Source organism: Pseudobutyrivibrio sp. 49, assembly GCF_900100545.1.
Classification (GTDB): domain Bacteria; phylum Bacillota; class Clostridia; order Lachnospirales; family Lachnospiraceae; genus Pseudobutyrivibrio.
The window spans coordinates 338,061-352,389 of sequence record NZ_FNDP01000001.1 but is presented as its reverse complement, the minus strand read 5'-3'; the positions used below and the strand labels follow the sequence as shown (position 1 = coordinate 352,389).

Below are 14,329 nucleotides of genomic sequence, written 5' to 3'. Positions count from 1 at the left end.
TTTGTTGTTACTAAAGCCTTAAATATAGCTCATAAGCAGTCCAATATTCTCTGGAAATACCATTAAATCAATTGAAAAGGCTAGTTACTAGCCTTTCATATATAAGCTCTGTGAAGCCTACAAACATAGGCATTATGACGAATGCTGAAGTGCTGAAAATTAGCGTAAATACTGCATTTCAGCTATAATAGTTCCATAAGAAATGGAGCGATTATGTCAGTTAAATTCACAGAGGAACAACTGAATAACTTTGACAAAGCAATGCTAATACAGCTGTTTTTAAATCAGCAGGAGCAGCTTGAATCTATCGATAACAAGATGCAGCTTTTACTGGAGCAGATAGCTGATATGAACCGTCAGCGCTTTGGTCGTTCATCTGAGAGATCTGATGAATCTAACCAACTGTCATTTACCATCGAGGATGGTGAAATCATTTTCAATGAGGCTGAAGCCTTTGTAGATGATTACTTTGATGATGACAATGAAGAAACTATTACCGTCACTAGAAAGAAATCTAAAGGCAAAAAGGAAGAAGATATAAAAGGTCTTCCTGTTGAAAAAATCCCTCATGAAATGACTGAGGAAGAACTTTTAAGCTTTTTTGGTGATGAAACCTGGAAGCGTCTTCCTGATGAAATCTATAGGCGGTATAAATATACACCTGCTTCTGTCTCGGTTGAGGAGCATCATGTAGCTGTTTATTCTGGTTCTAAATCAGAACGAATGATTAAGGCTAATCATCCAAAGCAGCTACTTAGAAATAGCATGGCCTCTGACAGTACAGTTGCTGGTATATTCAATGCTAAATACGTAAATGCGATGCCACTATATCGTATTGAAGCTGAATACAATAGAGTTGGTATTAACATATCACGTCAAACGATGGCTAACTGGGTTATCCAGTGTGCTGACAGATACTTAGCAGTCTTTTACGATTATCTTCATGAGCATTTGTATGACTATCATGTAATACAAGCTGATGAAACTCCTTGCTTAGTTAACAAGGATGGTCGTGATGCTGGTTCAAAGAGTTACATGTGGGTTTACCGTACAGGAAAGATGTACAAGGATAAACCAATTGTAATCTATGATTACCAGCGGACTAGAAAGTCCGATCATCCAAGAGAATTTCTCAAGGATTTCAAAGGCATCTGTGTTACAGATGGCTATCAGGTCTATCACTCCATTGAAAAGGAACGCGATGACCTGACCATAGCAGGATGCTGGGCGCATGCAAGGCGCCGATTCGATGAAGCCTTAAAGGCTACACCGAAGGATAAACAGAAATCCTGTACAGCGAATAAAGCTCTGAAGATGATTCAAGCTATCTATCGCGAAGAGAAAAAGCTAAGTGACCTTTCTCCAGCCGTAAGATACGAACATCGACAGCTTACTGTCAAGCCTCTGGTTGAGGCCTACTTTGCGTGGGTTCATAAAGTTGAACCAAGTGTATTAGCAAACAGCAAAACTCATAAAGGATTACAGTATTCAATCAACCAGGAGCAGTATCTAAAAGTATTCCTTGAAGATGGTGAAGTTCCTATGGATAACAACGCTGCTGAGCAGTCAATCCGTGGATTCTACATCGGAAAGAAAAACTGGGTTATGATTGATACAATCTCTGGAGCAAAAGCTAGCGCCATTGCTTACAGCATTGCTGAAACAGCAAAAGCTAATAACCTAAAACCTTATGAGTATTTCAAATATCTTCTTTCTGTCATACCAGAGCATTTGGATGATACAGATAGAAGTTTTATGGATAAACTACTTCCTTGGTCAGATGAACTGCCAAGCGAATGTAGAAAACCAGTGAAGTAACTACCGCAGCTCTTGTGACACTTTCATTTTGAGCCACCAACGCTGATTTGAAAGTGAGCCACTTGAGTGAGCGGTATTAATTTAAGGCGGTACCTATGGTTTACCGTTTACGATTCCACCTCACGATGGACACCCTTGCTGTTCGGCTATACACTTCCCACTATCTGGGCGTGTTCGGGACTTACACCCGTTAGAGCGCGCCCATGGCGCGCAAACCAAAAAAAGAACTGTCGCAAAATCTGCGACAGTTCCATCTTATTCCATTAAAAATCATCCGGTAGCTTATCCGAAATCTTATTCCACTCATAAGGTGTGTTCTGATATACGTAGTAAGAACACCAAGAATTTTTATAAGCCTTGATAATTCAACGTTTTCAGCCTTCTCATTTTGTTCTGACACCATTTTGACACCATTTTTATAGTACAACTTTTGACTGCCCAACAGAACCATTTCATCACTAATCGAAAAGCTAATCAAACAAATGAAACAACCTTTTTGCTATCTACTATGGCATTCTTAAAATCATCTTCCATAAATGCCGAACTCTGCTGTTCTATATCAAAGTAATAATCATTTAATGCAATTACTGCTTCATCCTTTTTATCATCCATTACATGCGTATACAAATTCATAGTCATATCCAAAGTCGCATGTCCTAAAAGTACCTGGACAGTCTTTGGTGGTATTCCAGCTTCAAAACATCTTGTAGCAAATGTATGTCTAAAGCAATGTGGAGATATTCTGTCAAACAACTCTGCTTCGTCCCTACAACTATTAATTTCATTTACAATCCTATCAATAGCATCTATTATAGTTTGATCACAAAGAGGTCTTCCGTATCTGGATACAAATAAAAGATTATCTAACCCATCTATAGGTTTTGCTCCGTGGCGAGACATTATGTTATTTCTGAGGACGAATTGTTTTTTCAAAGCAATTTCACATTTAGGACTGATAGGAATCTCTCTATTGCTTGTTTTAGTCTTAGGTGGTCCAATGTGAAATGTTTTCGATTCTTCACCTTCATATTTCTGATAAGTGAGAGTTTTATTTACTGTAATCTTCTTAGTGGTTAGATTAATATCTTCCCAAGTTAAAGCACAAATCTCACCTATTCTCATACCTGTAGTAACAGCTACGACAAATAGATTATCGAAATATGTACCCTTTGAACATTCAAAAAATGTTATCTGCTCCTCCTTTGATAATACTCTACGATTAAAGTCGTTCTTTTTAAGTTTTATATTTTTTGCAGGATTTCTAACAAGTAAGCCATCCATTATTGCTTTATCAAACATATCCACCAACATAATTTTAACCCTACTCTGTGTTGAATAGCCCAACCCGTTACCTTCCAAATCATTTAATAATTTTCTTACACTAGTTGGCTTTATATCTGTCAGCAACATATCTCCAAGAAATGGCTCGATATGCTTTGTATAAATCATCATATAATGTGTTCTTGTTCCCACCCTAATTGCGTTTTTCTTATATACATCAAGCCAAGTATTATACCATTGTGTTAATGTAATAGTTGATTCTTTAACTTCTTTTGTTTCCTCATCGTACTGGGCTGCTTTTAACTTCAAGCGGATATCATTAACACTTGAAGCATATACATTTTTTCTATTTCCATACCGATCAATAAATCTTGCAACATATCTACCATCCTTACGCTGAGTAATACCTTTTCCAAGTTCTCTTCCGTTTAGACTTTTTCCCATTTATTCCACCTGCCTTCATTATTATTTAACCAGCGCTTGTTATGTCTTAATTAAAATCAATTCCAATTGAATCGTCTAGGATGCCGATTTAGTATTTATCACATTCATCAGCTAACCACTGATCTAATCTAGCTTTATTTACAAACCACTTATTACCAATTTTTAAGCTAAACCCATTTCTTGGTTGCCTTATCAACTCCCTGGCTTTGGTTTCCCCAATTCCAAGGTATGAGCAAAATTCTTCTACTGTTAATAATGCCTTTTCCATTTATTCTTATCCTCCACATAAAAACCTAACTGAATTAGCATCTTAGGATTAACAAACTTATTCATAAAACGTTTGTCAAGAATGCCAAGCTTCTTAATCAGTTTTGACTTATCTATAGTAGTAATCTGTTCAGCCATAATCGCTGATTTTTCTGATAGACCATTAACGTCATCTAGAATTACATGCGTAGGCATTCCCTCACTTTTATGAATCTTTGTAGTGATAGGAAGCACTGTAACTGTAGGTGAAAAGATATTACCTTTATTATTCTGAACTATGAGTACTGGTCTTTCGCCTCTTTGCTCAGAACCTACTCCTTCACCTAAATCTGCTAAATAAATATCTCCACGATGAACTACAAGCATAGAACTCCTCCTTCCCTCTTATGTAAAAAGAGCGCCTTCACATAGATATAAAGAAGACGCCCCATAAAAATCATTAATTGTAAGTATCTATTTGCCACGCACCCCGATACTACTCCGGGATTCAATCAGGCGGCTGCAACACAGCTCCATAGGTTCTATCCTCCCCGCGGGTCTCGCCGGGCCGCTCCCAATACGATGTTTATGGCTGAACGGAAGTATCATTATACCTGCATGTATCATGGCCAGTTTGGTGTTACCAATTTTCCAGTGAGGCTATATCGCACATGGCGTACCTGTTGGGGCTCCACAATGCAGGAACGTACCTGATGAATGTATATTCAGTTGTAAGTTTCTAGTGAAAGATAAAATACCTTTCACTAGTTCTAACGAATGTCGGACAAAATATGTGCCCTAGAATAATTTTTTTATGTTTTCTATCGCCTTGGCTAATGTACGAGATACATTAGATTGATCTACACCTTCTATACGAGCTATTTCTTCCTCTGTAAATCCGTGATAAAAATACAACTTACATCTTCTTTTTTGTACTTCAGGAAGCTTCTCTATCATGTCCCTCAAAAACTCATAATCCTTTGAAATAGCTGGCTCATTTAATTCATACTTAGTCATCAAATCGTAATATGTTTCCTCTGTAACACTGTCTTCATATCCAAGAAATTCGTAAGTACGATAATTTCTCATAAGATGCTTACTTTCATTTTTATGGAAATCCTTAAAAGCTTTCCCCTGTTCAACGGAAAGAAGAATAACTGGGGAATACTTCAATAACTCATCTGCATATTTCTCCATCAGCTCATCCATAGAAAGATCAGATATAACCGCCCAAGTAACTCCACCATTCATACCTGGATATTCAAATTTAAGATTTATAAGTTCATATTCCTTGTTTTCATTATTTGTATTCATTTTTGACCTCCGAATTTTGAAAAATTAATAAGTTTCAAAACTCGAAAGTCATGGGTATCGACCTACATAGGTTTCCCACTCATGCATCCTTCATTACTCTCAGAGCTCCAGAAGGAAGCTAAAAAAGAGCATCAAAAAAAGACAAAGCAAAACAGAATATCTATCTAATAGATACTTCCTTCTGTTTTGCCCCGCCTTTCAATACTCAACGATATTCATAGCCGTGCCACAAACTCTTACTAGCCGCCTGCGAACTTGAAGTTCCATGACTAATTCAACGCTACCACAGCTAGCTCATTCTATGTAATTAAATTCAAATTTTAGGTTAATTCACTAAAAATAGTCAATCCCATGTCGTCGACAATAACCTTCAGCCCTCTTTTGCAAAATGGACAATTGTTTTCCATAACACCCATTAGCCGTCTAATAATCACCTTACCGCAGCAGGGGCAATAGATTTTCTCATCTGAATACATCATAACCATTTTCTCCTTTCCAAATTTTATCTAAGCTCCCCTTCTGCTATAGCATTTAACACCCTTGCGCATAAAGTATATTAACATAATCAAATTGTAGTGACCCATAACAATACTACAAACATTGTCTAACTGTAATCTAACAATCAAGTAAACGACTACTAACAAATCTCTAGCAATGCTATAACAATCATGTAAGCAGCATCTAAAAGATATAGAAAATCTATATACCGAACTAATAAAAGAATGCCCACGGTTTATAAAACCGTAGGCATATACCACACTATTCTGTATCTTCCTCTTCAAGTTTGGCAGCATATCGATACATCATAATCCCAAAAAGCTTTATAGCTTCTCTTTTCTTATTTTCAAGACTTGCAACTGAAAATCCTAATTCATTAGCAAGCACAACCATAGTCTTTTTATCCTTAGTCATATATCTGTTATTTAAAATAGATACATATATAGGACCAGAATTACCATAATCTTGCATTCCCTCTAACACATAATTCTTTGGTGCTTCCAACCATTCATATTCTGATACTTGCCAAAGCAACTTTCGTTGCATTTCTTTTGACTCTTCTATTGGTAACTTCATAATTTCCAAAAAGTCCTTACGCATCTGCCTTTTATTCTTTTCCTGATCAGATGCCTTAGTAATACTAGAAAGAATCTTTCCAGCTACGACACTACGACTGTACTGTTCTAACATCATTTTGGTAAGCTCGTAAGCTACCTTGGGATCAAAGCCCATACCTTCACAGATGATATTAATTCCTTCCTCATCTTTCGATTTTCTTCCCATTTCTCAAATCTCCGCCTTTCAAAACCTAATAACAAAAAAATCAAGGTAGCATCAACCACCTTGATTCATCATTTTATTATGTTTTTGAAAAAATCATATTATTTATACTGTCATTACTTCCTGTCGTTATTTTCAGATTCTCAAAATGGTTTCAGTTATTTATTTTATTAGATACTCTTCTTTTATCATCTACTGAATCTTTAAATGCCAACATTCCTGCCACATCCTCCGGAGAATCTCTATAAATATTAAGCCAAGCCAATTCATCATCTGATACATAAACAAGATGTTTATCACCTGTGAACTCAAAAAACTCGCATTCAGATATTTCTAATCCATTACACACTTTACATATTGATTCTAAGCGTGGAAGCCCTTCTGGTCTTGAATCTAACATACCATACAGAGTACTTTCTACCATTTCAGATTTACTTGCAAGATAATAGGGTGTCCATCCGCGTTCATCTAAATAATGATTTATTCTGTTTATAATATCAATTCTCTTCATGGAAGTCCGCCCCTCCTCTAAAATACTACTCCCTTATTTTAGAGGAATGATACGGCTCAATTAAGCATTTGCGTCGTAGTATTACTACGTTGCGCCGTAGTATGATAATAAAAAAGACGGTCACTAAGACCGCCTAGATATCACATATATATTTATATTTCTTGTTTTTTCGTACAATAACTTCATTTCACTACCTTTCATTTCTACTCATTAATATAACAATCATTAGTTCTAAAATCTCGATATTGTAGTGAAAAGTATTTTTTCTGTAACGAATGGTATCTTTATATTAAAAGTGTGCTTTTAACATCACCGTATTCATGAATCTACCATTTTTTCCTTCAACTCTCATTGTACCATTATATCTATTAGCAATGGATTCAATATTCTTTAACCCCAGTCCATGCCAAAGCTGAGTTTCAGGCTGGTTTTTATTTTCATCGCTATAAGGGTTTTCACAGCAGATTATTATCACTGGACTCTTAGACAGTATAGAAAAAGTTATAATCTTATCTACTCCGTCATAATCCTGCACCGCTTTAATCGCATTATCTAAAAGATTAGAAATAATAATCCCTATATCATATGCCTGTATTCCCCACGCATCATTAAAACCAACGGACATATTTATGGTAATATCCTGTTTGTTAGCCTTAGCCATTTTGTCGTTTAATATTACATCGATGATTGCATTCCCAGTGAAGCTTATACTATCTATCTTAGAAATATCTACATCAAGGTTAGTTATATACTCAGCAAGTGCTTCATACTGACCGTCATCCACCAACGCTTTGATAGATATGTAATCAGTAGGCAAAAATATGTAACCAAAAGCTATTTACTCTTTAAAATATATTTTCTATCTTTGTTAGAACCAATGGCTTCCACATCATCAAGAGTGGATAATATTTCCCTTGTTCTAGATGGTTTTAATCCTATCTTTTCAGCAATTTCAGCAGTTGAAGCCTCTCCAACAGTAGATAAAAATTCAATTATGTTTTTAATGTGTACCTCACTTTTTGTCGCCGTTTTTTTATCGCCGTTTTTTATCGCCGTTTTTTTATCGCCGTTTTTTACCGCCGTTTTTTCAAAAGTAAGCGATAAGCAAACTTGGTTCAACACGGTATTTTCAACTAACTCTGGTGTAACCCAACCATTATTACTCCATGCCTTAAGTATCGCCGGGAAGCCTGAGCCTGCATTATCTCCGAAGCCAACCATTCGTAACATTGTCTGCATCTTAGGATTACGAGCTTTTGAATTGCCTCCCAAATATATTTCTTCTTTAGGCAGTTTCAAGACTCCTGGATTAGTAAATTCAAAACCATCTTCTTTCTTAATAACTTTTAAAACACCGGCATCCATCATATAATCTGAATGAATAATAAGATTAACAAAACCTTCTCTAACAGCTTTATGCACAGCTGTATCATCTATTCTGGTTTCATTTTCAAGTCTAAAAGGTTTCTTTAAATCTGAAGTCAGTTTTCTAGCTACAATAGTGAAGAAATTAAACAAATTATTTTCCCATGTACCATCGTAAGTTAGTCTGTCACTCCAACGCATATCCCCTGATAAACCGCTTTCATCCCGGTAATCCATGAGAATATTATCAAATTTTTCTCTAATGGGAAGACCTTTTCCAAACATAAGCAACCCTGCCACAGTCAGACCTTCCACGCCAGTCATGCGATCTTTAGCGTAGCCTCCCAACATTCTCAAAAATTCCTTATCATCATAAGAATTCCAAACATGCTCTGGATTAGTAACTTTAAACATCTGCCTATATGATGATAAGGTTGTGATATCAATATCATCCATATTATAGTGTTCCAAAATAGCACTATCATTTCCATTTGGATTTTGATCCCTTATCATTGCACGAACCTCGTGCTCTGTAGCATGATAATCTCCTTCGTTATTACGCTTAAATGTACCCTTATATGGATTCTCTCCAATATAAACTGGCTTCAAATTGTAACTTGCACGAGGTACATGGATAATAATCAGTACGACGCCATCAGCAGATACAGTATACACATCATCATCTATCAAAATATTTGCATTGACTTTATTTCCGTTGAGTGTATTCCAAAAATCCTCTATCTGCTTAGTTGGATTAGATATTCCCTGGATAATAAATCTCTTTTCAGGATTTACCTCTTTTTTGTTTTCCTTAACACCTAAAACTATATCTCCACCAGATGTATTTGCAAATGCTGAATATGATTCATACACTGACTTTGGAATCGTAGATTCAGCCTCCTTACATTCAAGATTTACATTTTCACCTAAAAGCAATTTTCTTTTAATTTCTTCAAATGAGAGTTTCATTTTTTACGCTAACTCCTTTAAGATATGTTAAAGTCCTTTGTGATAAACAAAATATAAAGAACTACATAAAAGATTTTATACTAAAAATATTACTATGTCATTGAACTTGTAGTTTAAACCTACTATTTTTAATAAAACTATCGATTTAAGCTTGTCCATACATATAATTCCCTCGTTATTTTTTTCATTATGAGTAAATGTTATCATTCTTAAATGCTTAATACAATTCCTTACAAAAGGTACACTACCACTATAGCAGTGTACCCTTTGTTCGTTGCTTTATTTAAGTTCCATTCCTCAGTCCATCTGTCAATCTGAACTGTGCCACTTTCCGAAAGGTCCAAGTGGTTAACTAAAACAAATATTGTCTATTAAATAATTTCATTAGTATCAATAGCAAAAGATGAATATAGAGTTTCATTAGCCGTTCCTGACTCATATATTTTTGAAAGTGCAGATCTATTTATAGAATTAGTATTGCCAAGGAACAACATATCCATCACCGATTTATTAAGCGCTAGCTTCTTAGATTGTTCTTCGTAAAGGCGCCACCTCCTCATTCAATACAAAAAGCCAAGACTCATATTATATTCATCCATGAATCTTGGCTTACAGTTCTTATATTAAATTTCGGAAGCATTGACAATGCTATAAAGCTACATGCTATCAATGGACAGTTCCATGTAATGAATAGACTTAATACATCATAAATCCATTAGCATTATATGTCCCAGAACGCATTGCTAAAGCTTTATTTATGATTGAATCCATCGAATTAGCACTACTGATAAGTTCTCTTCTGTATGATGAACCGTTACCTAATAGTGCTTTTATATCTTCCGGATTAGCTGCGTTCAATTTTTCTTGATCAACTGAGAGCTTTTTATCAGCGTTAATTGTAATGCCAATCTTTTCAAAAGAAGCTGCATTTTCCTTGAATGTATCAGTGAATTCAGTCTTAAAGCTCTTATTTAATGCACCACCGCAACTATCTAAATTAGAAATAGTGCTATTGTAGGCTGCGACAAAATTGGTTACTCCTTTAATGAGCTTAGATTTATCATATTCTTTACCACTTTCAGCGGTATATAAATCTTTATCATCAAGCTTCTCCAGTGCATCCAAAAGATTATTGGTCGCATTATCCACATTTTTATATTTTGTATTATTTTTCGTGGTGCCAATACCTAATGATTCCATTTTTTGCTGATATTTTATTTCATTATTTGAAATCAACTGATTTATAAGAGGATTTCCTGACTTACTCTTATTAAGCATAGAAAGCAAGCCCTGGTTACATTGATAATATTCATAAGAATTATTTATTGAACTCATATGATTAGCCTCCTAAAAGCATTTTCTATAATATGTTTCGCCAAATCCTCTGATTCAATAATCTCAATGTAATGAAATGCACAAATAATGTATTGAATAGCAGGTAACTCATCTATTCCTTAATTGTATCCTCACTAATCACTTCCTTAGATTCGCTTTCCTTTGACTTATAGTAATTGTCAAACAGTGAATCCGCAGCATCTATTGTACGCTGACAAATATCAGGAAGCTTTCTTCCCCAAGACTTACCTGCTTGACCAAAGCCTTTGTGCATTGCCTTTTGCATTTCTTTCATTTTGTCAACATCATCACCAGCAAGTGCGCTGGCAAAATCAAACAATCTCTGAGAAGTTTGCTTAACGCCCCAATAACCATCTTCGCCTATATCAGCCTGGGCTTGAGCCTTTGTTGCTGCATCAACTTTAAAATTTCCTCCAGCAAGCATTCTCCAAAAGCTATCATCATTAGCCTTTCCAAAAGTACCAACTTGTCCAGATAAAGTTTTATTTACTAATTCAAGCATCTGCTGTTTTTGCTGTTCCATATCAGCTTTAAGCTGCTGGACCAATGCTGCACGATCTTCTTTACTCATCTTATTGATTTTATAAGTTCCAGTCTCTTTTACATCGCTTTTTTCGTATGTGGCACCTTGCTCTGTACTCTTATTTTCAGCCACTTTTTCTTCAACCTTTGATGTATCAGTATTCTTAACATCATTTTTATTCTGAACTATCGAAGTCGCGTTTGTATTTGTAATTCCACTAATATCCATACCCATAATAAATACCTCCAATCCTATTATTCCTTCACATCAAATTTGCTGTTAGCAAGCTGAGACACTGCCTTTGAATAGGTTCCATTCTTAGTATAAGAACTCCCAACTCCAGCTGCATTTGCAATAGAATTTCCCTTATTCATAATCTTTGATGCAAACGAATTATGACCAGTAAAAAGAGTCTTAAGAACTTCTATATCTGATTTTTTCAGCTCATCCTCATCTAAGGAAAGTTTATTACCTTTCCCAATAGAAATGCCCACCTGATTCAACAAGCGCTCGTGAGCTGATGTAGCTTTTGTCATCCATGCTGCATTTCTTAAAACACTTTTAGTATTTGATTCACCAGCCGCTTCAACTGTGCTGTTATAATCATCTATAAATGAATTTAAAGCCTTGCTTATAGCCTTCCAGTCATATTCTGATTTGGTTGTTTCTTCTCCAGTTTCCTCATTCTTTTCCTTAACTTCTTTTTTTGTCCAAAGGGAAGAATTCATCAATGCTTCAGCTGATTTAGACAACGATGCAGCATTATCTGACATCACTGAAAGCTTTGCTGTGGAGTCTTTACCAGAGGATGACTTCTGTGCCTTTTCCTGCGCATAATAAGCCTTCATTAGTTTGCCATAGGTTCCGCTCTTAATCATTGAATAATCCGACAAACTGAATGTTCCGCTTGATGCTGCAGGCGATGATACATTAAGTCCAGCCAAGAAATCATTAGAATAATTTTGATTGTTTACGTTGTAATTCTCGTCAAAATACTTATGACTTGATACATAATCGCTAATCTTTGCCATACTATCGACCTCCTTGTCTATTCTAATAATCTATTAAATACGATAATCAAACGGTTTATAATTCTCAGGAATATCTTTTTCCTGTTCTAATTTTTCAAACTGTTCATCTTTCAACAATTTAGCCTGTTCCAACTCTTCCTCCGATAATGCCTCCTCAGATGTTTCCTGCAATTCTTCAACCATCTCTTCCGTGACTTCTTCAACTGCCTCGGTGAGATTATCCATTAACTCATCAAGCATTCCATCATTTTCAACGCCAGTTGCTTCCTCAATCATATCCTCACGACGTTCTTCAGAAGTCTTAGGTTTATTCTTCTCAGCAGCCTCAGCAATCTTTTCAGCAAGCTCCTGGGCTTCGTCAAATACATGAAACATCTGAGAATTGTTGTACTCCATCTTAGCCGCTGCTATTTGATCTTCATACCCATGGAACAAGTCAAGTTTTCTGGCAATCTCATCTATGGTGTCGGCTTTCATATTCTTAAGATTTTCCTTTTGCTGTTCAAAGAACGCGATTTTATTATCACGTTCAGCTTGCCTGTTTAACCTATCCTGCGTGCTTTTTAATCCAAGATTACCTAACAAATCAATGCCTTGTAACTTAATATTCATAGGCAATCCCTCCTATAATACCTCATCAACATTATTACCTATTGGATTATCAGGATTGATTTCTACTCCCTCTGGAATTGTATTCTCATCATTAGACTCTACTAAATCTGCACGTTGTTCAGTTGTAGCTTCAGTTTCTGACTTGTTAGCTTTATCTGTTTTATTGTTCTTATCAGAAGCTATTGTAGTATATTTATCATCACTTTCAGCTGACTTATCAATTTCCTTGTTTGCACGATTAATTACATCCATTTGAGCAGATTCAATATCTCTGGTCCTTGCCTCAATATCAGCAAGCTGCTCCTGTTTCTTTTCTACGTCTTTTCCCCTGGCAGAATCCAGCTTTATTTCAGTTTCAAGAATGCCAGCTTCCCCTTTCATGTTGGCTTTAACTGCACCTTGGGCTTCAACCTGATTAATCGCACTATCAGCTGATATAAGTGCTTTCATACTAGCTGTAGAAATGCCCTTTGAGGCTTTTGATGATTTGACAGCCTTCTTGCCTCCTAGCATATCTTCCATAGATGAGCCTTTATTTTGCCGACTTTCCTTACGTTGCTCAATCTGGTGCTGGCGTAATTGATTTTGCAAATCAGATATCTGCTTCTGAATTTCCTGTCGCTTTTTCATTTTTTCTTCTATAGACATTTCCTTGTCCTCGCCAAGAGATTGAATCTGCTCCTGGGCATTATTTATCTGCTCCTGGATACTCTTACTAAAAGAATCCATCTGCTGATTTTGATTTATCTGAAATGTCGTACTAGATCTTTGTGATTCACTAATTCTATTTATATTAATGTTCATGAAATCGCCCCCAATCTATACACGAGCGTCAATGCTATGACTTTTTATCTTTATTTTTGCCTTAGCTGTGCTAATGTTATTATTCTTTGATAAACTCTTTTTCTTTGCAGCCTTTTGTTTTCTGAGTTTACTCAAGTAATCATATGGTTGCTGCTTATAATTCTGTTTACCACCATAAGTACCTATACTCCACTTACTCATTCCACCATCTTTATCTATCACCCAGCCTTGGGCAATGAGTTTGCCACCGCCAGCTTCAATTCGTTGTATGTTTTCCTTATCAAGACGTTTCATATTTTCAAATTGGTCCGTGTATTCCTTCTCCAATTCTGGATCTTCCGCCATTTTCTTAAGAAAAGTTGGGGATATAGCTATATTTGTAGTATCCTTAGAGCCATAAGTTGTGCCGTATGAAACATCCATAGCAAAAAACTGGATACCATCATATTTACTCTGTAAATAGCTCAACTCATCAGCTGCATTTTTTCTGGTGGATGTTTCTTCTGCAACTAATTCATTTCCCTTAATGTTTTGACTATTTGTTTGAATTCCCTGATAATAGCTCAGATTATTGCGAGATATTTCCATTCCCATGTAATCACCCTCCTTGGTTCACAATCGAAATCCTTTTCCTTTTATATAGACTAATAGCTTTCTATAATCGCTATCGACTAGTATTTTTTCAATCTAAACCCATTTGTTGTGAACCGCATTTTATATGATGTGAACAGCATCTATTACAAAAAATAAAGCCTACTGCATTACTGCAGCAAGCTT

15 protein-coding genes are annotated in these 14,329 nt (G+C 35.8%); 1 reads left to right on the top strand and 14 read right to left on the bottom strand.

What is annotated here, in order from left to right:
• The first annotated feature begins 213 nt into the window (after positions 1-213).
• Positions 214-1,818 carry an IS66 family transposase gene (gene tnpC, locus BLP54_RS01480; RefSeq protein ID WP_090166060.1) on the top strand — a complete coding sequence of 535 codons (1,605 nt, stop codon included), beginning with the start codon at positions 214-216 and terminating at the stop codon, positions 1,816-1,818.
• A 474-nt stretch (positions 1,819-2,292) separates the two neighbouring features.
• Here tnpC and BLP54_RS01475 read toward each other — a convergent pair whose 3' ends face one another.
• From BLP54_RS01475 to BLP54_RS01410, 14 genes are all read right to left on the bottom strand, one after another.
• Complete coding sequence (locus BLP54_RS01475; protein ID WP_090166058.1) at positions 2,293-3,543, bottom strand: site-specific integrase; 1,251 nt, start codon at positions 3,541-3,543, stop codon at positions 2,293-2,295.
• Between the two features lie 88 nt (positions 3,544-3,631).
• Positions 3,632-3,811: a helix-turn-helix domain-containing protein gene (locus tag BLP54_RS01470; RefSeq protein ID WP_028246809.1), complete on the bottom strand. Its 180-nt coding sequence runs from the start codon at positions 3,809-3,811 to the stop codon at positions 3,632-3,634.
• Positions 3,793-4,176: a type II toxin-antitoxin system PemK/MazF family toxin gene (locus BLP54_RS01465; protein ID WP_090166056.1), complete on the bottom strand. Its 384-nt coding sequence runs from the start codon at positions 4,174-4,176 to the stop codon at positions 3,793-3,795. The genes BLP54_RS01470 and BLP54_RS01465 overlap by 19 nt, the downstream gene beginning before the upstream one ends.
• A 411-nt stretch (positions 4,177-4,587) precedes the next feature.
• Positions 4,588-5,103, bottom strand: a complete 516-nt coding sequence (locus BLP54_RS01460) for a sigma factor-like helix-turn-helix DNA-binding protein (RefSeq protein WP_072919459.1) — start codon at positions 5,101-5,103, stop codon at positions 4,588-4,590.
• Positions 5,104-5,862: 759 nt separating this feature from the next.
• Entirely contained in the window at positions 5,863-6,384 is a 522-nt protein-coding gene (locus tag BLP54_RS01455) for a hypothetical protein (RefSeq protein WP_090166054.1), read from the bottom strand.
• Positions 6,385-6,535: 151 nt separating this feature from the next.
• Complete coding sequence (locus BLP54_RS01450; RefSeq protein WP_072919454.1) at positions 6,536-6,892, bottom strand: helix-turn-helix domain-containing protein; 357 nt, start codon at positions 6,890-6,892, stop codon at positions 6,536-6,538.
• A 289-nt stretch (positions 6,893-7,181) separates the two neighbouring features.
• A complete protein-coding gene (locus BLP54_RS01445) occupies positions 7,182-7,709 on the bottom strand; it encodes a sensor histidine kinase (protein WP_090166051.1) in 528 nt (175 codons plus the stop codon).
• Between the two features lie 17 nt (positions 7,710-7,726).
• Positions 7,727-9,226 (bottom strand): RNA-binding domain-containing protein, encoded by a 1,500-nt coding sequence (locus BLP54_RS01440; protein WP_090166049.1) that lies wholly within the window; start codon positions 9,224-9,226, stop codon positions 7,727-7,729.
• Positions 9,227-9,922: 696 nt separating this feature from the next.
• Positions 9,923-10,561: a flagellar filament capping protein FliD gene (locus BLP54_RS01435; RefSeq protein ID WP_090166048.1), complete on the bottom strand. Its 639-nt coding sequence runs from the start codon at positions 10,559-10,561 to the stop codon at positions 9,923-9,925.
• Positions 10,562-10,673: 112 nt separating this feature from the next.
• Positions 10,674-11,339: a hypothetical protein gene (locus BLP54_RS01430; RefSeq protein ID WP_090166046.1), complete on the bottom strand. Its 666-nt coding sequence runs from the start codon at positions 11,337-11,339 to the stop codon at positions 10,674-10,676.
• 20 nt (positions 11,340-11,359) lie between these two features.
• Complete coding sequence (locus BLP54_RS16035; RefSeq protein WP_242870602.1) at positions 11,360-12,136, bottom strand: hypothetical protein; 777 nt, start codon at positions 12,134-12,136, stop codon at positions 11,360-11,362.
• A 33-nt stretch (positions 12,137-12,169) separates the two neighbouring features.
• Positions 12,170-12,748, bottom strand: a complete 579-nt coding sequence (locus BLP54_RS01420) for a hypothetical protein (RefSeq protein ID WP_072919632.1) — start codon at positions 12,746-12,748, stop codon at positions 12,170-12,172.
• Positions 12,749-12,760: 12 nt separating this feature from the next.
• Complete coding sequence (locus BLP54_RS01415) at positions 12,761-13,552, bottom strand: FlxA-like family protein (protein ID WP_090166044.1); 792 nt, start codon at positions 13,550-13,552, stop codon at positions 12,761-12,763.
• 15 nt (positions 13,553-13,567) lie between these two features.
• A complete protein-coding gene (locus BLP54_RS01410; RefSeq protein ID WP_090166043.1) occupies positions 13,568-14,146 on the bottom strand; it encodes a DUF6033 family protein in 579 nt (192 codons plus the stop codon).
• Positions 14,147-14,329 lie beyond the last annotated feature (183 nt).